We start from the raw sequence: 20,790 nt of genomic DNA on the forward strand, positions 1-20,790 counted from the left end.
GAATTACTTACAGTATTTGTAGAATTGAAAATTGATCTAGGATGACATTAATGCAATTAACTGAGCAACAGCAAGATAAACTCAGTAAAGTTCAATTAGAAGAAAGCTGGAAAATATCTTTAGCACCTTTTTTGTTAAGCCCTCAAATGGATAATTTGCGCGATTTCTTATTTCAAGAGAAACAAGCACAAAAAATAATATATCCGCCGAGTAAGCAAATCTTTAGTGCTCTAAATACGACACCATTGGCTGATGTGAAGGTCGTTATTCTTGGACAAGATCCATATCATGGACCGAACCAAGCAAATGGATTAAGTTTCTCTGTTCAAAAAGGTATTGCATTACCACCATCTTTACGTAATATTTTTCATGAATTACATACAGATTTGGGTATTCCAGCTCCTCGTCATGGCGACTTAACGAAATGGGCTACACAAGGCGTGCTTTTACTGAACAGCGTGCTTACTGTCGAAGCTGGACAGCCAACCTCACATCAAAAGCAAGGTTGGGAAGCATTTACTGATGAAGTTATTGATGTCCTGAATGAGCAAAGAGAATATATAGTATTTATTTTGTGGGGTGCTTATGCACAGCGCAAAGGACAACGTATAAATAGAGATAAACACTTGGTTTTAACCGCCGCACATCCATCGCCCCTTGCTGCAAACAGAGGTGGTTTTTTTGGATGCAAAGTGTTCTCAAAAACAAATCAATATTTGAAACAACATGGCATTGAGCCCATAGACTGGCAATTGGACGCATGATGAACTCTCCCAATCTAAATAACTATCACCCGGACTTGGTGGTCGAAGAAGCAAAAAACGGCTGGCGTATAGTACGTTTGAATCGTCCTAAATCATTGCATGCTTTAGATGAATCAATCGTAACGGCATTATTACGGGTATTTGAAGATTTCCGTGATGATGAGAACGTTAAAGCAATTTGGTTAGATTCAACAACACCAAAAGCTTTTTGTGCAGGTGGTGATGTTAGAAAATTACGTCAACTTGTTATCAATCAAGAAGTAGACACAGCGAATAAGTTTTTCCAGCAAGAATATGCTTTAGATTTACTCTTACATAATTATGCTAAGCCTGTAGTTGTTTGGGGCGAAGGCTATGTTATGGGTGGGGGATTGGGCCTGTTTATGGCAGCTCCATTCCGTCTAGTAACTCCATATTCTCGTTTAGCAATGCCTGAAATTAATATTGGTTTATATCCAGATGTGGGGGCGAGCCGCTTCTTAGCAGATCGCGGCCCAATAGGCTTGTTTACTGGTTTAACTGGTTCAATCATGACAGCTGCTGGAGCATATAGCATTGGTTGGGCAACACATATTTGTGAAGCACAGCGTGATAATGTTTTGCAAAAAGTTTTAAATATTAATTGGGCTCATTATCCTGCTGGGGATTTCCGCGCAATTGATGATACTTTAAATAGTTTGCATCGTCCGGTTGCGGCAGGTCCATTACAAAACTCACTTGATGTGATTCATAGTGTTTGCCGTGGTTTTAATTTTGAACAAGATTATCAAGCTATTGTGAGCTTGCGTGATGCGAGCAGTGATTGGTTACGCCAAGCGAGTGAGAACTTACAGAAAGGATCTCCTAGTACTGCGGCAATCACTTGGTTGCTGTGGCAATGGGGTAAACAGATACATTCTTGGGATGAGGTTTTTGATCTTGAAGCTCAGATTTCTGAGTGGAAAATTCGTCATCCTGACTTTGTTGAAGGGGTTCGTGCACGGTTGGTTGATAAAGATTTATCACCAGAATGGAAACCATGTGAAGACTTAAGCTTAAGAGGCATATTAGCTGATTGTCCGCCAGTGACTTCAATAGATAGCTGGAATGCGTTACTTAGACAACACGGTGTGATCACCTAAATACATGACTGAATATAGTGATGAATATTGGATGCAGCTTGCTTACGAGCAAGCTGAATTAGCTGCACAACAGGGTGAAATTCCTGTCGGTGCGATTGTAGTAAGCCAAAATCGAGTGATTGGATCTGGCTATAATGCTCCAATTAGCTTGTTAGACCCAACTGCACATGCAGAAATTCAAGCTATACGTGCAGCATGCTTATCATTAAATAATTATCGATTACCTGACGATGCGACTTTATATGTCACTCTTGAGCCATGCACAATGTGTGTAGGTGCATTAGTACATGCAAGAATCAAACATGTGGTTTTTGGTACAACAGAACCTAAAGCAGGTTCATTGGTAAGTGCTCGTCAGTTACTACAAGATGGTTATTACAATCATCGATTTACCTTTCAACAAGGTTGTTTACAAGAAAAATGTGCCCAACAACTCAGTCATTTTTTTAAACAAAGACGCGAGCAAAAGAAACAAGAAAAACAACAGAAAACGTCCTTAAATGATTAAAAAGTAACACGAGCTTATGGCAAACTAACGCGATTTTACTGCCATGTTTTTTTTAATAAGGAATATTCAATGCGTAATGTAATTACCGTAAAAAAAGAATTTAATGCTCCTCTTAGTGATGTATTTAATTTGCTTTCTAAACACGCAACTTACAATACCGCTTTTGCACCATTACAAGTCGTACGTGTGAAAGACTCAGCAGATTCTAAAAGACCTGATGGTTTAGGTTCAGTTCGTCGTATGGGGTTTGGTCCAATCAAGCCAATTAAAGAAGAAATTACCTTGCTTGAAGAAAATAAAAGCATTGAATATAAATTAATAGACAATCCTTTGATTAAACACCATTTAGGTCGAATCGAGTTTTCTGAAATCACCCCATACATAACTTTAGTTACATATCGCATCGAGTTAACGGCAAAAGCTCCAGTGGTAAGTAAATTAATCCTTGCACAGCTAAAACTAGCCATTACACTAGGCTTTTCGAGATTAGCTAAAGCAGTTGCTTCTTAGTGAGAGTTCAATGACAGTTCAAATTATTACTATTGATGGTCCGAGTGGTTCGGGTAAAGGGACATTGGCGGCAAAACTTGCAGCATATTATCAATATCACTTACTCGATTCTGGTGCCTTATATCGTTTATTGGGGTTGTCATTACATAAACACGATTTATTAGAGAAATTAGACAGTCAACTCGACGAATGTATTCAATATGCACGTCAACTAGATATTAAATTTGAAACTTCCGCAGCAGGTATTCTAGTTTTTCTAGATGGCGAAGATGTATCTCAAACAATTCGTACAGAACGTGTGGGTGAATATGCATCGAAAGTTGCGGCAATTCCTGAACTTAGACAGGCATTATTTGAGAGACAAAGAGCTTTTGCACAAAAACCTGGCTTAGTTGCAGATGGCCGTGATATGGCTACAGCTATTTTTCCAGAAGCAAACGCAAAAATTTATCTGACTGCTTCGGCTGAGTCGCGTGCTGAGAGAAGAGTAAAACAGTTGCAGGGCATGGGCCTAGATGCTAAAATAAACGACATTTTAGCTAATATACAGGCGCGTGACAAAAGAGATATGGAGCGAGAAGTTGCTCCGCTCAAGCCAGCCAAAGACGCTTATATCATTGATAGTTCGGAATTAACGATCGATCAGGTATTTAAGTTGATGGTTGATTATGTCGATAGCCGTACCATTTAGCAAATAGAATTATCAGTTGAAGCATAGCTTGATCAGTCTATAAAGACTATGTTGATACTTAACTAAACCGGCCTTGTCTGATCCAAGACCGCTGAATTTATCAGGTATATCATGACCGAATCTTTTGCAGCCCTCTTTGAAGAAAGTGAATTAAACCTCAACGTTGAAAAGGGTGCAGTCATCCAAGGTGTTGTTGTAAACATCGATAGCGACTGGGTAACTGTTGACACTGGCCTAAAGTCTGAAGGCATTGTTGACCGTGCTGAATTTTTAAATGAACAACGTGAACTTGAAGTTCAGGTTGGTGATACTGTTGACGTAGTTGTTGAAGCTCTTGACAACGGTATGGGTCAAACAGTTTTATCACGTGAAAAAGCTAAGCGTGCTGAAACTTGGACTAAACTTGAAAAAATCTTTGAAGATGGCGAAATCGTTACTGGTGTTATCTCTGGTAAAGTTAAAGGCGGTTTCACTGTTGACATCGGTCCTGTTCGTGCATTCTTACCAGGTTCATTAGTTGACACTCGTCCTATCCGTGACACTACTCACCTTGAAGGTAAAGAGTTAGAGTTTAAAGTAATCAAACTTGATGCTAAACGTAATAACGTTGTTGTATCTCGTCGTGCTGTTATGGAAGCAGAATCTTCTGCTGACCGTGAAGCATTACTTGCTCAACTTGAAGAAGGTCAAACAGTTACAGGTACAATCAAAAACCTTACTGATTACGGCGCATTCGTTGATCTTGGCGGTATTGATGGTCTTCTCCATATCACAGATATGGCTTGGAAACGTATCAAGCACCCTTCAGAAGTTGTTGAAGTTGGTCAAGAAGTTACTGTTAAAGTACTTAAATTTGACCGTGAGCGTAACCGCGTATCTTTAGGCCTTAAACAATTAGGTGAAGATCCATGGTTAGCGATCATGAGCCGTTACCCTAAAGGTTCTATCGTTAAAGCTCGTGTAACTAACTTAACTGACTACGGTTGTTTCGCTGAAATCGCTGAAGGCGTTGAAGGTTTAGTTCACGTTTCTGAAATGGACCACACTAACAAAAACATCCACCCATCTAAAGTTGTTCAGATTGGTGATGAAGTTGATGTTATGGTTCTTGAAGTTGACGAAGAACGTCGTCGTATCAGCCTTGGTATCAAACAAACTCGTGCTAACCCATGGGAAGAGTTTGCTAAAGCTCATGAGAAAGGCGAAAAAGTATCTGGTACTATCAAGTCTATCACTGACTTTGGTATCTTCATTGGCTTGAACGGCGGTATCGACGGTTTAGTACACTTGTCTGATATTTCTTGGAACGAGCAAGGTGAAGAAGCTATTCGTCGTTACAAGAAAGGTGACACTGTTGAAGCTGTTATCTTGTCTGTAGACGCTGAAGGTAACCGTATCAGCCTTGGTATCAAGCAATTGAACAGCGATCCGTTCAATGATTTCTTAGCTGCTAACGAACGCGGTGCTTTAGTTAAAGGTACTGTAACTGCAGTTGATGCTCGTGGCGCAACTGTTAAGTTAGCTGACGAAGTAGAAGCTACTCTTAAAGCTTCTGAAATCAACCGTGACCGCGTTGAAGATGCAACTAAATTCTTAGAAGTTGGTCAAGAAGTTGAAGCGAAAATCATCAACGTTGATCGTAAATCTCGCTCTATCAACTTGTCTGTTAAAGCAAAAGACGAAGCTGAAGAGAAAGAAGCAGTTGCTAGCTTGCGTACAGCAACAACAAATCAAGAAAATGGTCCTAAGACTATTGGTGATTTGATTAAAGCACAAATGAAGTAATAGGTTAACAAAGTACAGTTTCATGTAACGGAATTGTACTTTTTATACAAATTACTGTAAACGGTAGCCTAGTATTCAACATACTGCGCTACCGTTTTGTATTTAAACAGGTTATTATCAGACGACATAGAGTAGCAATAAATAACGAGGTCGTAGATGACTACTGAAGCTCTTAATAAGTCTGATTTGATTGAACGCATTGCGCTGAAAAACCCACACTTAGCTGAACCTTTGGTGGAAGAGGCGGTTAAAATTATGATTGATCAAATGATAGAGGCCCTATCAACTGATAATCGAATTGAAATCCGTGGTTTCGGTAGCTTTGCTTTACACCACCGTGATCCAAGAGTTGGTCGTAATCCTAAAACAGGAAGATCAGTAGAAGTGGCAGCTAAAGCTGTTCCACATTTCAAACCGGGTAAAGCACTGCGTGATGCAGTCAACGAATCCGGGAAATAAATAAAAATTTATAAGCGGGGTGCCTATGCGTTATATTTTAATTGCATTGCTTATTGTTGTATTTGGTTATTCTTTAGCACTTGTATTGCAAAATCCAACAGAGCTGTCTGTTGATTTGTTATTTACCCAAGTTCCAGCTATGCGTTTAGGCTTATTATTGCTACTCACATTGGTGCTTGGAACAGTGGTTGGTCTTTTGTTAGGCGTGCAAGTTTTCAGAGTATTTCAAAAAGGCTGGGAAATTAAACGTCTTCGCAAAGATATTGACCATTTGAGAAAAGAACAGATTCAAAGTGCTCAATTAGCAGCAGCAGAAGCCGCTGCGAATGTAAGACATGAAAAAACCGTTTTAGATGTTTATCCCCAAGATAAAAACTCTACTCCGTTATAATTTGAACACTACTCTTTATTTACGGGTAAAGAGTAGTAAATTCCTTAATTTATTCGCCTGTTCTTCTTTGTATTTTTCTAAAAATAAGTCCCCATAACATTATTGTCTCTAAATTTGAAAGCCTTCCTTATACATTTCTTTATTACTTGATCACTTGTCTATTATAATGATGCTGATTTTATATGATGGAAGAAAGTCTCTTGAGTATCATTGTTGCGTTAGATGCAAAAAGCCAATATGACGCTTTAAAAATTGTTGAACAACTTGATCCTACTTTATGTCGTGTAAAAGTGGGTAAAGAGCTTTTTACTCATGAAGGCCCATCTGTTGTAAAAAAACTTCAAGAACAAAACTTTGAAGTTTTTCTTGATCTTAAATTTCATGATATTCCGAATACTACCGCTCAGGCTGTTTGTGCAGCAGCTGATTTGGGAGTGTGGATGGTCAACGTCCATGCTTCAGGTGGCCGTAAAATGATGGAAACTTGTGTAGAACGCTTAAAAGCAGGTAACTATCAAACTCAATTAATTGCAGTTACTGTGTTAACTTCAATGGGACGTGAAGATTTAAAAGATATTGGTTTAGATGTTGAGCCAGTAGAGCAAGTAAAACGCTTAGCTAAACTCACTAAAGAAAGTGGATTAGATGGTGTGGTTTGTTCTGCACAAGAAGCTAAAATTCTTCGCGACTTGATTGGACAAGACTTCTCGTTAGTAACACCTGGTATTCGTCCGGAAGGTTCAAATGCGGACGACCAAAAACGTATTGTGACTCCGAAGCAGGCTATGCTTGATGGTTCTACACACTTGGTTATTGGTCGACCGATTACTAAAGCAGAAAATCCAACAGAAATGTTGAAGTCTATTCTTACTTCAATTGCTTAAAAATTTAGGAATAAGCTAATTAATAGCGGGGCGAGTAGACTTAATAATAAGCCGCTCATCATGGCATGTGGTACATAATGTGTACCACATGACTGTTTTACCATGGCTAAGGTAACATCCATTGATGTCGCGCCAGCACTTGAGATAGCAGGGCGTGGAAAACGCCATCCCATTGTATACATTAAAAATATAGCTAAAATTTCTCTAAATAAATCAGTTAATAATGCAATACCACCTAGTTCTGCCGAGTGTAATTGCGTAAACAAGATCCCTGACATTGAATACCAGCCATAACCTTGTGCTAATGCTAACGTCTCATTCAGTGCAAAATGCTTGCTAAGCAAAAAGTAGTTAAAGAAGCCCGCTATACATGAGCCGATAAATGCAGCCAAAGGTACAATTAAAATCTTCCAGCTTAACCACGTACGGTTGAAATGAGTGAAGGCAAGTTCAATACCAATTAAGAAAATAAATAGTAATAATAAATACCAACTATTAAAGGCCATATGTGAATTGAATTGAGTGGCAATAGCTCCTAATAGAACACCGACGCCTAAAGCAAGAAAGGCCTTTGCAATATTTTTTAAAGCATTTACAAAAAGTTGAAGTGAAATTTTACCTTTGACACTTTGTTTATCAAAAATTGTATAAGCCAATAAACAGGTAAAGAAAGAACCAAAAGATGTGGTAAGTGCAATAATAATAGCGGGTGGAAGTATGGCAGAAGGATTCTCAATTTGATCAAGTGCTAGTGTTAATTCTAAAGCTACACTTGCTAAGAGAATATAAGAAAAATAGGGCAGTATTTTAAAAATAAATTTTTGGATATTTAAAGATAGTTTTGGTGCTAGAAAATAGCCGGAAGCGAGTGCTAAAAATATTTGAATGATGAGATTAAAAGATTGCATATAATAGGTGGATTGTTTTTAACCCACCTATTATGTATTGAACATTTTAAGCTGCATAGCTCTGTGAGCTTTTATTTAAGAATAAATAATCTTTAGGATTAACTTTGCGCGTTTCTAACCAGTACTTCCATGTATAGGTGGGCCATAGTGAAAAGTTTTTTCCATCGGCAGATTGATACCAGCTACTACAACCTCCAGCTTGCCACACAGTTCCTTGAAGCTGAGTTTGAAGCCGCTCGTTAAAAGCATCTTGAACTTCTGGTTTAATCTCAACAGCTTTTTTACCTGTTTTTTCTACAAGTTGGATGAGTTGTAAAATGTAATTTACTTGAGATTCAATCATAAAAATAATCGAATTATGACCTAATACTGTATTAGGCCCGACTAATTGGAACAGATTCGGAAAGTTTTTAGTCATAATGCCATAATAACTTTCTGCACCATTTTTCCAAGCCTGTTTTAACTCAACTTGATTGCGTCCAATACAAGTGAAATGTTTCAAGTAAATACGTGGGTCAGTAATAAAACCAGTACCATAAATTAAACAATCAATAGGTCGTTCTTTACCATCTTTAGTGACAATGCTATTTTCTTTAATTTCTTGAATACTATCCGTTACTAGCTCAACATTTTTACGGTTAAATGTAGGGAAATATTTATTTGAAATAAGAATACGTTTACATCCCATCACAAAGTCAGGTGTAAGTTTCTTGGCGACTTCTTTATCTTTCACTTGGAAGCGAATGAAAGCTTCTGCCAACTTTTGACCATATTTCATAATTTGGGGTTGAACAATGGGTACAACGCGTGACTCATTACTCCAATAAAGACGACTACGATGAATTTGACGATAAAGATTAGAAGATTTGAATAATACTTTACTCAAACGAGAGTATTTGCGTTCATCTCGTGGTATTACCCAAGCTGCTGTTCTTTGGAATACATAGAGCTGTTTAACATCTCCAGCTATTTCTGGAATATATTGAATCGCGCTACCACCTGTACCAATAGATGCGACTGATTTACCATTTAGGTTATAGTCATGTTCCCACTGTGAGGAATGAAAAACTTTTCCTTTGAATTTTTCGATGCCTTGAATATGGGGGATTTGTGGGATGTGTAGGGGGCCTGATGCAAAAACAACAAATTGAGCTTCAATGGAAGGCTGATTTTTAAAATCAAGAGTCCACACATGACGCATTTCATCATATTGGACATGAGTTACATCGTGGTTAAACTTACAGTAATTTTTAATCTTATATTTTTCTGTAATATTTTGAATATATTCAAATATCTCTGGTCCCTCAGCGTAACGTTTCGACCAGTCTGTTTTAGGGGCAAACGAGAGAGAATACATATGAGATTGAACATCACATGCCGCACCAGGGTAACGATTTTCGCGCCAGGTTCCGCCGACATCGTTTGATTTTTCTAAAATAACAAAGTCTTGCTGTTGATTTTGCAGTAAGCGAATTGCCATTGCTAGGCCACCAAATCCAGCACCAATAATAGCGATTTTAGTTTTTTGAATAGCATCTTGCTTTGTGTTTAGCATTGGAAACCCTGCATAAGCTGAAAAGAGGATTGCAGGCAAGACTAACGTTTTTTGATCAGTTTAAACATGATTGTATCGACGTGAAAATTGATAGATTCGGCAATTAATTTTCTTTCTTCTTTATAGTAAAACATTTGAGTCTAGGGAAATTGATAGAAGAATGAAACGGTCGATACTTGGTTTAATGTATTTAATTCAAGGAATGCGTAATGCGGGCATTGATGTCGACTCACGTTTGGCTGGTATAGGAATTAAGGTTGATGCTTTAGATCCGAGTTCTACAATTCATGATCGCCTAGAATGGGATATACAACAAATTATTAGCGAAAATGTTGAGCCTGAAAAGGGTCTATTCATTGGACAGCATTATGCTTTGGCCGGTTACGGACCACTACTTATGTTGCTTGTAACAAGTAATGATGTTCAAACTGCATTAAGTAAAGGAATAAAATATCAAAGACTTACTCATTTGTTTGGTGCTTTAGGGCTTTATGAAACGGATGAGCGAACCATCTTAAATTATTTGCCTGTTGATTTGAAAACCCAAGTGGGACAGTTGCGGGCACAATGTGAAGTTTCAGGAACTTATAAATTTATTCAAGATATTTATATGATGATGGGGTTAGAAATGCCCGCTATGCGTATAGAACTTCCATTTGAAAAACCAACGGATTCAGAGACCTTATCTCGCTATTTTGCATACTATGGCGATGATGTGCACTTTAATGGTAAATATGCAGCATTTAGCCTAAGCAGGGATGTGCTTGAAATCAAAATCCCTTCTGCGGACATCATTACACATCGTATTTATGAATCAAAATGCATTACAGAAATAACAAGATTAAATCAACAAGATCACCAAACTCCACATATCATACAATGTGTGCAAGATTATCTTGAGTTGCAACAAGGAATTATCCCGAGCATGGCGGAAACAGCTTTTGCATTGAAAATGCCTGAAAGGACATTAAGGCATCAATTGCAACAGTTAAATACGAGTTATAAGCAAATTCGTGAACAAATTATCAAGAATAAGGCATTAAAGCTTATGGAATATAGAGAATACTCAATAGAAGTTATTGCCGACTTACTCGGTTATTCTGAACCAGCGGCATTTAATCATGCATTTAAACGATGGTTTGGGCAGAGTCCTCGACAATATGGCAAAGAGTCATCGTCGTAATTCTTGATGCTAAAAGCTAATGTGGTTGAACAAAATGTTCGCTATACTCCTATCAGTTAAAATTGAAATAAAACGATATGTTAAATTTAAAATCTTCTCATAGTACTGCATTCTCACCTTCTTCCCCAGCAGAACGCTATGCTGAGGCTTTAGCTTCAGGCCAGTTTATGGCAGATGAAGCGCAAGCACAGGCAGTGCAAGAATTAGACCGTGTATGGAAAGAACTTTTAAACCGTTATAAAGCCTCTAAAAAAGCTTTCCGTCGTTTTCGCCGCCAAACCTCACCTAAAGGTGTCTATATGTGGGGTGGAGTAGGTCGTGGAAAAACTTGGCTTATGGATCAATTTTATGAGTCAGTGCCATTTCGTCGTAAAACACGTATGCATTTTCACCATTTTATGCAACATGTTCATAAAGAATTAAACAAGCTTTCTGGTCAACGTAATCCACTTGAAATTGTGGCTGACCAAATTTATAAAGATGCAGTCGTTATTTGTTTTGATGAGTTCTTTGTATCAAACGTAACTGATGCAATGATCTTAAGTGATTTATTCCAAAAATTGTTTGTTCGTGGCGTGACATTGATTGCTACATCAAACATTGCACCAGACGGTTTATATAAAAACGGTATTCATCGTGACCGTTTCTTGCCAACAATTGAAATGGTTAAAAAGAACTGTACTGTTTTAAACGTAGATGCAGGTGTGGATTATCGTTTACGTGTCTTAAAACAAGCTCAATTATTTAAATCACCATTAAGTAATGAAGTCCAAAGTTGGATGGCGGAACGTTTTAGCGCTTTAACTCACACACAAGCTCATTCTCAAGAGCCGATTGTGATTAATAATCGTGTGGTCGAGACTCTAGGACATACAGAAGATGTGTTGTGGTGTGAGTTTTCTGAACTTTGCTTTAAACCACGCAGCCCAGCAGATTTTATTGAAATTGCAAATATCTATAATACGGTTCTGGTAAGTAATGTTCCGCATTTAACAGATTTCTTATCTGAAGGTACACGTCGTTTTATCTACTTAGTCGATGAGTTTTATGATCGTGGAGTAAAACTACTTTTAACTTCGCAAGATAGTATTATTGATATTTATCAAGGTGAAAAATTAGCCTTTGAAATTGAGCGTACTCGTTCGCGTTTATTGGAAATGCAATCGGATGAATATTTGCATTCAGAACATCGCCATATTGATGAAACTAAAAACGCATAAAAATAGATATGAAAAGCGCTCTTTATAGGGCGCTTTTTTTACAACAAAAATAGATAAATTTGGTTAAATAATGCTTTTTCAGACTGCAAAGTTTGATATAACTAAATACGCTTTAGAAAAATAAGATAGTGAAATTTTTTGTCTGTTAACAAAAAGTCTAGTTTCAGTATCTTTAAATATTGAATAAATTGTTGGGAATCCTAGTTAGAATTTTAATATTTTCTATATAGAAAAATTTATCTTTGTCAATAGTTTTACAAGGGAAAATGCTTACTATTTAGGAATGTGATATTAGTATTCAGCTTAATTTAAATCGGTATACTAGGATTCTCTTGGTATAAAAAGTAGCAACTTCAGGAAAGACAATGACTGCACGTATTCAAAAAGGCAAGTTAGCGATTGCTAAAGAACTTTACGATTTTATCGAAAATGAAGCTTTACCAGGTTCTGGTTTAGATAGTGAAACTTACTGGAAGAACTTTGAGCAAGTTGTTGTCGATCTTAGTCCAAAAAATAAAGCATTATTGGCTAAGCGTGATGAATTACAAGCAAAAATTGATGAATGGCACCGTAACAATAAATTTGAATTAGGTGCTTATAAGGCGTTCTTAACTGAAATTGGTTATTTATTGCCAGAAGTTGAAGATTTTCAAATTACAACTGAAAACGTTGATGAAGAAATCGCATTATTGGCAGGGCCGCAGTTAGTTGTACCTGTACGTAATGCACGTTATAGCTTAAATGCAGCAAATGCTCGTTGGGGCTCTTTATATGATGCACTTTACGGCTTCGATGTAATTTCTGAAGAAGGCGGAGCTGAAAAAGGTAAAGGATATAACCCTGTACGTGGTGCAAAAGTGATTGAGTTCGCTAAAAACTTCTTAAATGAAGTTTTCACACTTGCACAAGGTTCACATGCAGATGCGACAAAATATGCGATTGAGCAAAACAAACTTGTTGTGACTTTGAAAGATGGTTCAAAAACAGGTTTAGCTCATGAAGCTCAGTTCGTTGGTTTCAACGGTGAAGAAGCGAACCCTACAGAAGTTGTTCTTTTAAGTAATGGCCTTCATGTCATTATCGAAATCGATGCATCTAGCCCAATTGGTCAAACTGATTTAGCGGGTGTTAAAGACTTAACTTTCGAAGCGGCTGTAACTACTATTCAGGATTTAGAAGATTCTGTTGCGGCAGTAGACGCTGAAGAAAAAGTTGAAGGTTACCGTAACTGGTTAGGTTTAATGAAGGGTACGCTTCAAGAATCTATCGAGAAAAATGGTAAAACGATTGTTCGTGATTTAAATAAAGACCGCGAAATTAAAAACTTAATTGGTGGTACAACGAAACTTCATGGTCGTTCACTTATGTTACTTCGTAATGTAGGTCATTTAATGACTAACCCAGCGATTTTAGTAGATGGGGAAGAGATTTTCGAAGGTATTATGGATGCCTTGGTAACACCATTGTTGTCAGTTGCGGACATTCGTAGTGAAAACGAAAATAAGAACTCTCGTAAAGGTTCTATGTATATTGTTAAACCAAAAATGCATGGTCCAGAAGAAGTTGCGTTTGCTGTAGAGTTATTTGAACGTGCTGAACAAGCGATTGGCTTACCACCTAAATCGTTAAAAATCGGTATTATGGATGAAGAGCGCCGTACATCTGTAAACTTGAAAAACTGTATTGCTGCTGCAAAAGACCGCACGATCTTTATTAATACTGGTTTCATGGACCGTACTGGTGATGAAATTCATACTTCAATGGAAGCTGCACCAGTTGTTCGTAAAGAAGCCGTAAAAACACAAAAATGGATTGCTGCTTACGAAAACCGTAACGTTGCAATTGGTTTGAAGACTGGTTTACAAGGTAAAGCACAAATTGGTAAAGGCATGTGGCCAAAACCAGATAGCATGAAAGATATGTTGGCAACTAAAGCTGCACATCCAAATGCGGGTGCTTCATGTGCCTGGGTTCCATCTCCAGCAGGTGCAGTACTTCATGCGATGCATTACCATCAAGTGAATGTTAAAGCACGTCAAGATCAGTTGAAAGCTGAAGAAATGTTGTCATTAGATGACTTGTTAACTCCTCCGTTTGCACCAGAAACAAACTGGTCAGCAGAAGAGATCAACAACGAACTTGAAAATAACTGCCAAGGTATTTTGGGTTATGTTGTACGTTGGGTTGACTTAGGTGTGGGTTGTTCGAAAGTTCCTGACATTAACAACGTTGGCTTAATGGAAGACCGTGCAACATTACGTATTTCTTCTCAACACGTTGCAAACTGGTTACGTCACGGTATTGTTACTCGTGAACAAGTTGAAGAAGTGCTTAAACGCATGGCAAAAATTGTTGATGAGCAAAATGCGAATGACCCATTGTATAAACCAATGGCTGCTAACTTTGAAACTAACATTGCTTTCCAAGCTGCTTCTGACCTCATCTTTAAAGGTTGTGAACAGCCTTCAGGTTATACTGAGCCGTTACTTCATGCCGCTCGTTTAAAGTTAAAAGGTTATACAGGTGACTAATTTTAACCTTTCATAAAAAAAAGCCTCTTCGGAGGCTTTTTTGTTTTCGGTATATTTTTTGCTTAAACTAAGAAAATGTATCTCTAAAGGATTTTTGAATTTGATTAATTTGAAAAGTCTAGATTGTAAGAATTGGATTCAATGTGCAAGATTATCATTGGATGAATCTCAAAAAGACTATGTTGCACCAAATGTATATTCTATTGCCGAGTCTAAAGTGGAAGAACATTACTGTCCAAGAGTGATCTGTTTCAATAATGACGTCATTGGGTTCTTAATGTATTGCGTCGAAATTGATCCACCTGATGAGACATTATTCTGGTTATTTCGTTTTATGATTGATAAAAATAATCAAGCTAAAGGTTATGGTGCCGCAGCGTTGCAAATCGCAATTGATGAAATATTTGCAAAAGGAGCTAAACGCATTCGAACTATGTATAAATCATCTAATCATTGTGCGGGAAAACTTTATAAAAAAATGGGTTTTATAGAAACTGGAGAATATGATGAATGTGGAGATATTATTTTAGAGTTGAATATTTCCCTTCAAAAAAAACGCTAACTGAAAATTCCAGTTAGCGTATGAAGTAATAGAATAGATTTAAAAGCAATATTAGTTACTGCTTACAATTCCAATTTTGGTGACACCTAAACGCTGTGCTGTAGCCATGACCATCGCTACATTTTTATATTCAGCCATTTGATCTGGTTTTAGTTTGATTTGGTCTTGATCTTTTTTGGCAACCACACTTTGAAATAAAGTCTCTAGTGCAGTGCGGTCTGAAACTTGCTGGTTATTCCAAAACACTTTACCTGCTGCGTCAATTCTTACATCAATCACTTCAGGTGGCTTTTCATTTGTTGGAGGCGGTGTGCCGTTTGGCAAATTAATATTAATCGCGTTGTTTGGTGCAGGGATGGTAATAATGAACATAATGATAAGTACCAACATGACATCAATAAGAGGCGTCATGTTAACTTCTAACATCACATCGTCATCATTATTTGAACCGACATTCATACCCATAAAATTCTCCTTAAAATAATTACTGGGAGGCTGGTGGGGTAGTAACAAATGCAATTTTGCCAATACCAGCTTGTTTGGTCGTGCTAATGACCTGATCTATCGCCTCAAAATGAGTAAGCTGATCTCCACGAATATGAACTTCTGGCTGAGGCCTTTTTTGTGCAACGGCTTGAAGCTTTGATAGCAATATTTCTTTATTAGGCACATAGCTTTCATTCCAGAAAATATCTCCTTTCTTGTTCAAAGAAAGTTGAATATTTTCAGGTGTGGTGGCATATGGCGTATTTTTTTCTTCTGGTAGTTTAACTGGAACCGTATGTGTAACTACCGGAATCGTAATTAGAAAAATAATAAGTAAAACCAACATGACATCAACCAGAGGCGTCGTATTAATTGCGCCAATCATTTCATCGTCATCTTCAGAACCCACACTCATACCCATAACGTTTGCTCCTCGTTATTTAATGCTGCGGTTAACCGAATTATTGGTACTAATTTCTCCGCTTAATAAAACTGCGTGTAAATCTGAACCAAACGAACGGACGTTTTCCATTACTGCTTTATTGCGACGAGTCAACCAGTTGTAACCAAGTACAGCGGGTACTGCGACTGCAAGACCAATAGCTGTCATGATTAAAGCTTCACCGACAGGACCAGCAACTTTATCAATAGATGCCTGACCTGAAATCCCGATGGCTGTTAATGCGTGATAAATTCCCCAAACCGTACCAAAAAGACCAACAAACGGTGCCGTTGATCCAACTGTTGCCAAGAAAGCTAAACCACCACCTAAGTGATTTTGTATTTTTTCAATTGCACGTTGAATTGATATGCTCACCCATGTATTAAAATCGATTCGCTCAAGTAAAGAGCCGCCGTGTGATTTAGTTGAGTTAATGCCTTTTTCTGCAATAAAGCGATATGCGCTACTTTGTTCTAAATTATCAGCTGCATTATCTAGTGAAGTTGCTTCCCAAAAACTTTTCTCAGCTTCTTTACCTTGACGTTTTACTTTAGCTTGCTGTAAGAATTTTGAAATAATGATGTACCACGTGCCAATAGACATCAGTACTAATATAAATAAGGTAGATTTAGCGACTAAGTCTCCTTCGCGCCAAAGCGCTTCTAGGCCATAAGGGTTTTTAACAGTTTCGCTTGTTGCTGGTTTCGGTGGTGGAGTTGGAGTATTTACATTTGAAGTAGCTTCAGTAGTTGCTGTTGCCACAGGAGCATTACTCGTTTCTTCTGCAAATACCGAGTTTAATGGAAGTAATGAGCAAGCTGCGATTAAACTTGCAGAAGCGAAACGTACTAGCGGTTGAGTTGATTTTTTCATCATATTATCTCCAATATTTTTTAATTTCTTACTAATTCAATTGTTTATTCAATTACGAATGGATATTCAATTTCATACCAGTCTTGCTGAGGCACGCCATCTTTCATTGCTGGTTTGAATGTACATAAGCTGTAAGCTTTAGTTGCTGCTTTATCTAAAGTTTTGCTGCCACTTGATTTTTTTACTTTGGCATCAATGACTTTGCCTGAAGTATCAACCAAAACACGTATACGCACCGTACCTTGTTCTTCATTCATCAGTGCTTCACGAGGATATTCCGGTTTTTCACATCCAGCAGAACCTTCCGAAACACCGCGAGTTACGCCAGCTGGTTTAGGAGCTGGGGCCGCTGCCACTGGAGCTGGTGCGGCAATAGGACTTGGTGATGGGGTGCCAGGTGCAGCAGGAGCCGGGGTAGTAACTTTAGTTGGTTGAGCTACTGGTGTCGTTTTTTGTACCGGTGTCGCTACTTTCTCTACTTGTTTAGGCGGCTCAGGAACTTTGGCAACTTTTTCTACCATTTTAGGTGGCTCAGGCGGTTTTTCCTTAGGTTTTGGCTCCTCCAGTTTAGGTGGAGGAGGTGGTTTAATATCTTGAATAATTTGTAATTCCACAGGTTTTTCTGCTGGTTTTTGAATATTGTTTGCTAAACCTGACATCAGAATATAGGCAACAATAAGATGCAGAAAAAGTACTGCGGCAATACCAATAAGGCGCTTTGCAGATTTATTTTCTATGTCTGTAAAAGTCATGCCCATAGTTACTCCTGAAACTTGAGACAAACAATTCTTAAATTAATGTTTGACTAAGGGTGAGTATTCGGTCTGCAAACACGATGTTTAAAGTCATGTTTGCAGAACAACCATTTAGAACTTATATGTACCTCGTACAAAGTACGTACGCCCTAAAGGATCTGCATAACGTGGGTCATATCCCATTTGGAAGTTGTCACCAACATTTGAAGCAGGAGGGTCTTCATCAAAAATATTTTTAATTCCTGCGGTGACTTCTAGATTTTTAAAGCCTTTGTATGTGCCTGAAATGTTGTATGTTGTATAGTCACTTACCTTGTGATTTCTATAACCAGGCTTTACAGAAGAAGTTGAATTTTGATCTTCATAACCGCGTGAAAAATTTTGTTGTAGGTTTAAAGCCCAGTTTTCATAATTCCAATTTAGGTTTGCAGTATGTTTCCAGCGAAGAATAATAGCTTGGTAGTCTAGACCACTATAAGTGCCGGCAACACTTTTCCAGTCCCCATCTGGTTCGGCTTGATATTTGTAGTCTGTTATATATGTACCATCAATGTTGAAACCGAATCGACCTGTAGCAGTCATTGGAGAAACCCAACTTAAGCCGACATCAAAACCTGAGGTTTTAATTCCACCTAAATTTTGTTGTGTTGTAATAATATAATCTAATGAGCCATCAGGATTACGTACAAATTTGTCTGCATATTTCACTGGATCGTCAAAAATAGCAGTTTCTGAAAGTGTAGCAATTTGCTTGTCGACTTCGATATTGAAGTAATCAAGAGTGAAAGCTAAATTTTTAATTGGTTCAAATACTAAGCCTGCAGTAAAAGACTTTGATTCTTCCGGATCAAGATTTTTATTACCTCCATTTTGTCTGTCGAATTGCATATTACAATCACGCTCTTTTACACCACCTGTTTTTAAGTCGCCTCCTGGGCAGAGTACTGGATCATAATAGTATCCACCTGTATTGGTTACTGAATTTGGTCCATTCACTTCCCAAAGTGTTGGAGCTCTGAAACCAGTACTATAAGTTGTACGGAACATTAACTGTTTAATAGGTTCCCAACGAAGTGCAAATTTTGGATTAAACGTATCACCAAAATCATTGTAGTCATCATAACGAGCAGCAATTTGAGCTTCTAAAGTTTTATGAAGAGGAATGTGAAATTCGGTAAATACCGATTTAATATTACGATCGCCAGTATTTACTGGTTCATCAGGATCGACCCCTGTACTAGGCGCCACTCGTGCAACATCATCAATAACTTTTGTGGTCCAATCTTCATAGCGATAGCTTGCTCCAATTGCAAAACCTACGTCTCCAGCTGGTAATTTAAATATAGGTCGACTTGCAGTGAAATCAACGGTAGTTGTATCTAAGTTGGCTTTTAAGTATTTACCTTCAACTCCTAACTCATTCCATACATTAGCATCTTCAGGGTTTTGCGGTCCGAATGGATTTAAAATACCATTGTTTAAAGCTTCTTGTGTTTTATCAAAGTTTAAATAACCACTTACGGTAGCATCCGATGCACTACTATGCGCATAGGTAACGCCTGAATTAATATCCCAACCATGAGTTTCACCCTCAATACCAGCAAACAATCTATGTGATTGGTTAATACTGTTACTTATACGGTTACCTGATTGTGAACGCAGATATAGTGGGATAGTTCCAGTAGCGCCTGCTAAAGCTGGAGTTATGCCATTTCCTGGATAATATTTACTGCTAGGGTCAAGCGTCAGATCAAAAAATACATCGGGCGCAACTGAAGTAGTGACTTCACTTCTTGCATATAAATATTCTGCAATCGCGTTAAAATTATCATTCAGTTTAAAAGTGGCATGTCCCATTACAGATATATCTTCTGTTTTTGGAACAATTCCAATCACAGCTTGGCTGTTATATAGACAACTTTCCCCATCCTGACTCGTCGTAACAAGAGGATTATCACCGCAACCTGTAGATGCATATGGGTTACTCAAGCCTGGAACATTGGCGGGAAATGAGCCACTACTGGCTTTTTCTATACCTAGTTCAGGTAATTTGCCTCCACGCCGACTGACTTTGCGGTCTTTGGCCATGACATCATCGCCTTTTCGATAGTCGACAACACCAAAAACGTTATAGCCATTTTCATCTAAATCACCGAAGCCGCCAAAGATGCTGTAATCTTGCTGTTCTCCGCCTTTTTCTTCTGGTTTTTGATAACCTGCGGTTAGATTAAGGCCCGTAAACTGTTTTTTAGTAATAAAGTTAATTACTCCACCAATTGCATCTGTTCCATAAATGGAAGAAGCACCATCACGTAAAACCTCAATTCGGTCTAACATTGCGAGTGGAATAATATTTAAGTTTGTGACGCCGCTATCATATGCATTTGCAGCCAACCGACGACCATTCAGTAAAACAAGTGTTTTATTGGCACCTAAGGCTCTAAGGTTCGCTGCTGAACCTGTCGTCCTACTTGCACCAACATTACTTGCAGTCACAAAGTTCGATTGGTTTGCACTAATCTTTGCTAAAGCCTCTTCAGTTGTGGTTACCCCTTGTTTTAAGATTTCATCAACTTTTACGATAGTAATGGGTGAGGCACTTTGAGCTGCAACTCCCTTGATTGAAGAGCCAGTCACAGCAACTTTTACAACTTTGACTGGTTTATCATCATTGCTTGATTGTTCTGTTTCTGCTGCTTGTGCCATGGTAAGACACATCATGCTTAAACTAAGGGTACTTAATTTAAGTATTGTTTTGCCAATCTTGGGGGTTACCTGAGATCGAACATTGTATTTTTTTTTCATCGTGGATTTGATCCCTTTTTGTTGTAGTTAGCGATATTGCTGGAAAGTTTTTAAGCAAAGCAAGTGCCAACTATATATTTTTCTTTTTTTAGTTTATGCAAAATATTGATATATATTGATTTTATTATGTTTGTGGTGAGGGCTTAGTGTTTTATCCCCACCTAAAAAATTTTCCATTTGGTAAGTTTTTATACGGTGGCCAAAAGTTCCAAAATTATTTGTACAAAAAGTAATCATTATTGGATTGTTCATGTATCGATTCGTATCTTTTGTATCTTTTTAGAACTTTTTTAAATGTAATTGTATAATGTAACATTTCTTTTATTTTTTCATTTTTTAATATAAATTAATATTTTA

Annotated in this window: 20 protein-coding genes; 13 read left to right on the forward strand and 7 right to left on the reverse strand. The window is 37.8% G+C overall.

Features of this window, described 5'->3' with window-relative positions; genetic code table 11:
- Positions 1 to 50: 50 nt before the first annotated feature.
- The 9 genes from ung to pyrF all read left to right on the forward strand — a co-directional run bounded on the left by ung (position 51) and on the right by pyrF (position 7,113).
- Entirely contained in the window at positions 51 to 764 is a 714-nt protein-coding gene (gene ung, locus ODQ17_RS00600; RefSeq protein WP_322901032.1) for a uracil-DNA glycosylase, read from the forward strand.
- Entirely contained in the window at positions 761 to 1,885 is a 1,125-nt protein-coding gene (locus ODQ17_RS00605; protein WP_013198077.1) for an enoyl-CoA hydratase/isomerase family protein, read from the forward strand. Before ung ends, ODQ17_RS00605 begins: the two co-directional genes overlap by 4 nt.
- Before the next feature lie 4 nt (positions 1,886 to 1,889).
- Positions 1,890 to 2,393: a tRNA adenosine(34) deaminase TadA gene (tadA, locus tag ODQ17_RS00610; protein WP_004792719.1), complete on the forward strand. Its 504-nt coding sequence runs from the start codon at positions 1,890 to 1,892 to the stop codon at positions 2,391 to 2,393.
- A 69-nt stretch (positions 2,394 to 2,462) separates the two neighbouring features.
- Entirely contained in the window at positions 2,463 to 2,903 is a 441-nt protein-coding gene (locus ODQ17_RS00615; protein WP_013198075.1) for an SRPBCC family protein, read from the forward strand.
- Positions 2,904 to 2,913: 10 nt separating this feature from the next.
- A complete protein-coding gene (gene cmk, locus ODQ17_RS00620) occupies positions 2,914 to 3,594 on the forward strand; it encodes a (d)CMP kinase (RefSeq protein ID WP_151821667.1) in 681 nt (226 codons plus the stop codon).
- Between the two features lie 111 nt (positions 3,595 to 3,705).
- On the forward strand, positions 3,706 to 5,379 hold the full coding sequence (rpsA, locus tag ODQ17_RS00625) for a 30S ribosomal protein S1 (protein ID WP_004792715.1): 1,674 nt from the start codon (positions 3,706 to 3,708) through the stop codon (positions 5,377 to 5,379).
- Positions 5,380 to 5,535: 156 nt separating this feature from the next.
- The gene (locus ODQ17_RS00630) at positions 5,536 to 5,838 is read left to right on the forward strand and encodes an integration host factor subunit beta (protein ID WP_003651488.1); all 303 of its coding nucleotides are present in this window, start codon (positions 5,536 to 5,538) and stop codon (positions 5,836 to 5,838) included.
- A 25-nt stretch (positions 5,839 to 5,863) separates the two neighbouring features.
- Positions 5,864 to 6,229, forward strand: a complete 366-nt coding sequence (locus tag ODQ17_RS00635; protein WP_004792713.1) for a lipopolysaccharide assembly protein LapA domain-containing protein — start codon at positions 5,864 to 5,866, stop codon at positions 6,227 to 6,229.
- A gap of 185 nt (positions 6,230 to 6,414) precedes the next feature.
- A complete protein-coding gene (gene pyrF / locus ODQ17_RS00640) occupies positions 6,415 to 7,113 on the forward strand; it encodes an orotidine-5'-phosphate decarboxylase (RefSeq protein WP_151826729.1) in 699 nt (232 codons plus the stop codon).
- Here pyrF and ODQ17_RS00645 read toward each other — a convergent pair.
- Entirely contained in the window at positions 7,110 to 8,021 is a 912-nt protein-coding gene (locus ODQ17_RS00645) for a lysine exporter LysO family protein (protein WP_322901036.1), read from the reverse strand. The genes pyrF and ODQ17_RS00645 overlap by 4 nt on opposite strands.
- A 46-nt stretch (positions 8,022 to 8,067) precedes the next feature.
- Positions 8,068 to 9,615 (reverse strand): flavin-containing monooxygenase, encoded by a 1,548-nt coding sequence (locus tag ODQ17_RS00650; protein WP_151821669.1) that lies wholly within the window; start codon positions 9,613 to 9,615, stop codon positions 8,068 to 8,070.
- 121 nt (positions 9,616 to 9,736) lie between these two features.
- On the opposite strand from ODQ17_RS00650, the gene ODQ17_RS00655 reads away from it, so the two are divergent.
- The 4 genes from ODQ17_RS00655 (at position 9,737) to ODQ17_RS00670 (ending at position 15,072) form a co-directional block, all read left to right on the forward strand.
- Entirely contained in the window at positions 9,737 to 10,759 is a 1,023-nt protein-coding gene (locus tag ODQ17_RS00655; RefSeq protein WP_322901039.1) for an AraC family transcriptional regulator, read from the forward strand.
- A 77-nt stretch (positions 10,760 to 10,836) separates the two neighbouring features.
- Positions 10,837 to 11,979, forward strand: a complete 1,143-nt coding sequence (zapE, locus tag ODQ17_RS00660) for a cell division protein ZapE (protein WP_005304748.1) — start codon at positions 10,837 to 10,839, stop codon at positions 11,977 to 11,979.
- Positions 11,980 to 12,344: 365 nt separating this feature from the next.
- Positions 12,345 to 14,510 (forward strand): malate synthase G, encoded by a 2,166-nt coding sequence (locus ODQ17_RS00665; protein WP_322901042.1) that lies wholly within the window; start codon positions 12,345 to 12,347, stop codon positions 14,508 to 14,510.
- Positions 14,511 to 14,610: 100 nt separating this feature from the next.
- Positions 14,611 to 15,072, forward strand: a complete 462-nt coding sequence (locus ODQ17_RS00670) for a GNAT family N-acetyltransferase (protein WP_322901044.1) — start codon at positions 14,611 to 14,613, stop codon at positions 15,070 to 15,072.
- 51 nt (positions 15,073 to 15,123) lie between these two features.
- Here the strand turns inward: ODQ17_RS00670 and ODQ17_RS00675 are convergent, their stop codons facing one another.
- From ODQ17_RS00675 to ODQ17_RS00695, 5 genes are all read right to left on the reverse strand, one after another.
- Positions 15,124 to 15,537, reverse strand: a complete 414-nt coding sequence (locus ODQ17_RS00675) for an ExbD/TolR family protein (protein WP_013198067.1) — start codon at positions 15,535 to 15,537, stop codon at positions 15,124 to 15,126.
- A gap of 19 nt (positions 15,538 to 15,556) precedes the next feature.
- On the reverse strand, positions 15,557 to 15,979 hold the full coding sequence (locus ODQ17_RS00680; RefSeq protein ID WP_322901047.1) for an ExbD/TolR family protein: 423 nt from the start codon (positions 15,977 to 15,979) through the stop codon (positions 15,557 to 15,559).
- Between the two features lie 15 nt (positions 15,980 to 15,994).
- The gene (locus ODQ17_RS00685; RefSeq protein ID WP_322901049.1) at positions 15,995 to 16,876 is read right to left on the reverse strand and encodes a MotA/TolQ/ExbB proton channel family protein; all 882 of its coding nucleotides are present in this window, start codon (positions 16,874 to 16,876) and stop codon (positions 15,995 to 15,997) included.
- 41 nt (positions 16,877 to 16,917) lie between these two features.
- On the reverse strand, positions 16,918 to 17,631 hold the full coding sequence (locus ODQ17_RS00690; RefSeq protein ID WP_322901051.1) for an energy transducer TonB: 714 nt from the start codon (positions 17,629 to 17,631) through the stop codon (positions 16,918 to 16,920).
- A 108-nt stretch (positions 17,632 to 17,739) separates the two neighbouring features.
- A complete protein-coding gene (locus ODQ17_RS00695) occupies positions 17,740 to 20,433 on the reverse strand; it encodes a TonB-dependent receptor (RefSeq protein WP_322901052.1) in 2,694 nt (897 codons plus the stop codon).
- Positions 20,434 to 20,790: the final 357 nt, after the last annotated feature.

This window comes from Acinetobacter sp. IRS14, from assembly GCF_034650275.1.
Taxonomy (GTDB): Bacteria; Pseudomonadota; Gammaproteobacteria; order Pseudomonadales; family Moraxellaceae; genus Acinetobacter; species Acinetobacter oleivorans.

Excerpts from the sequence above, each read along its gene's own strand:
- ung (WP_322901032.1), top strand. The coding sequence starts at position 51 with ATGCAATTAACTGAGCAACAGCAAGATAAACTCAGTAAAGTTCAATTA.
- ODQ17_RS00605 (WP_013198077.1), top strand. The coding sequence starts at position 761 with ATGATGAACTCTCCCAATCTAAATAACTATCACCCGGACTTGGTGGTC.
- tadA (WP_004792719.1), top strand. The coding sequence starts at position 1,890 with ATGACTGAATATAGTGATGAATATTGGATGCAGCTTGCTTACGAGCAA.
- ODQ17_RS00615 (WP_013198075.1), top strand. The coding sequence starts at position 2,463 with ATGCGTAATGTAATTACCGTAAAAAAAGAATTTAATGCTCCTCTTAGT.
- cmk (WP_151821667.1), top strand. The coding sequence starts at position 2,914 with ATGACAGTTCAAATTATTACTATTGATGGTCCGAGTGGTTCGGGTAAA.
- rpsA (WP_004792715.1), top strand. The coding sequence starts at position 3,706 with ATGACCGAATCTTTTGCAGCCCTCTTTGAAGAAAGTGAATTAAACCTC.
- ODQ17_RS00630 (WP_003651488.1), top strand. The coding sequence starts at position 5,536 with ATGACTACTGAAGCTCTTAATAAGTCTGATTTGATTGAACGCATTGCG.
- ODQ17_RS00635 (WP_004792713.1), top strand. The coding sequence starts at position 5,864 with ATGCGTTATATTTTAATTGCATTGCTTATTGTTGTATTTGGTTATTCT.
- pyrF (WP_151826729.1), top strand. The coding sequence starts at position 6,415 with ATGGAAGAAAGTCTCTTGAGTATCATTGTTGCGTTAGATGCAAAAAGC.
- ODQ17_RS00645 (WP_322901036.1), bottom strand. The coding sequence starts at position 8,021 with ATGCAATCTTTTAATCTCATCATTCAAATATTTTTAGCACTCGCTTCC.
- ODQ17_RS00655 (WP_322901039.1), top strand. The coding sequence starts at position 9,737 with ATGAAACGGTCGATACTTGGTTTAATGTATTTAATTCAAGGAATGCGT.
- zapE (WP_005304748.1), top strand. The coding sequence starts at position 10,837 with ATGTTAAATTTAAAATCTTCTCATAGTACTGCATTCTCACCTTCTTCC.
- ODQ17_RS00665 (WP_322901042.1), top strand. The coding sequence starts at position 12,345 with ATGACTGCACGTATTCAAAAAGGCAAGTTAGCGATTGCTAAAGAACTT.
- ODQ17_RS00675 (WP_013198067.1), bottom strand. The coding sequence starts at position 15,537 with ATGGGTATGAATGTCGGTTCAAATAATGATGACGATGTGATGTTAGAA.
- ODQ17_RS00680 (WP_322901047.1), bottom strand. The coding sequence starts at position 15,979 with ATGGGTATGAGTGTGGGTTCTGAAGATGACGATGAAATGATTGGCGCA.
- ODQ17_RS00685 (WP_322901049.1), bottom strand. The coding sequence starts at position 16,876 with ATGATGAAAAAATCAACTCAACCGCTAGTACGTTTCGCTTCTGCAAGT.
- ODQ17_RS00690 (WP_322901051.1), bottom strand. The coding sequence starts at position 17,631 with ATGGGCATGACTTTTACAGACATAGAAAATAAATCTGCAAAGCGCCTT.
- ODQ17_RS00695 (WP_322901052.1), bottom strand. The coding sequence starts at position 20,433 with ATGAAAAAAAAATACAATGTTCGATCTCAGGTAACCCCCAAGATTGGC.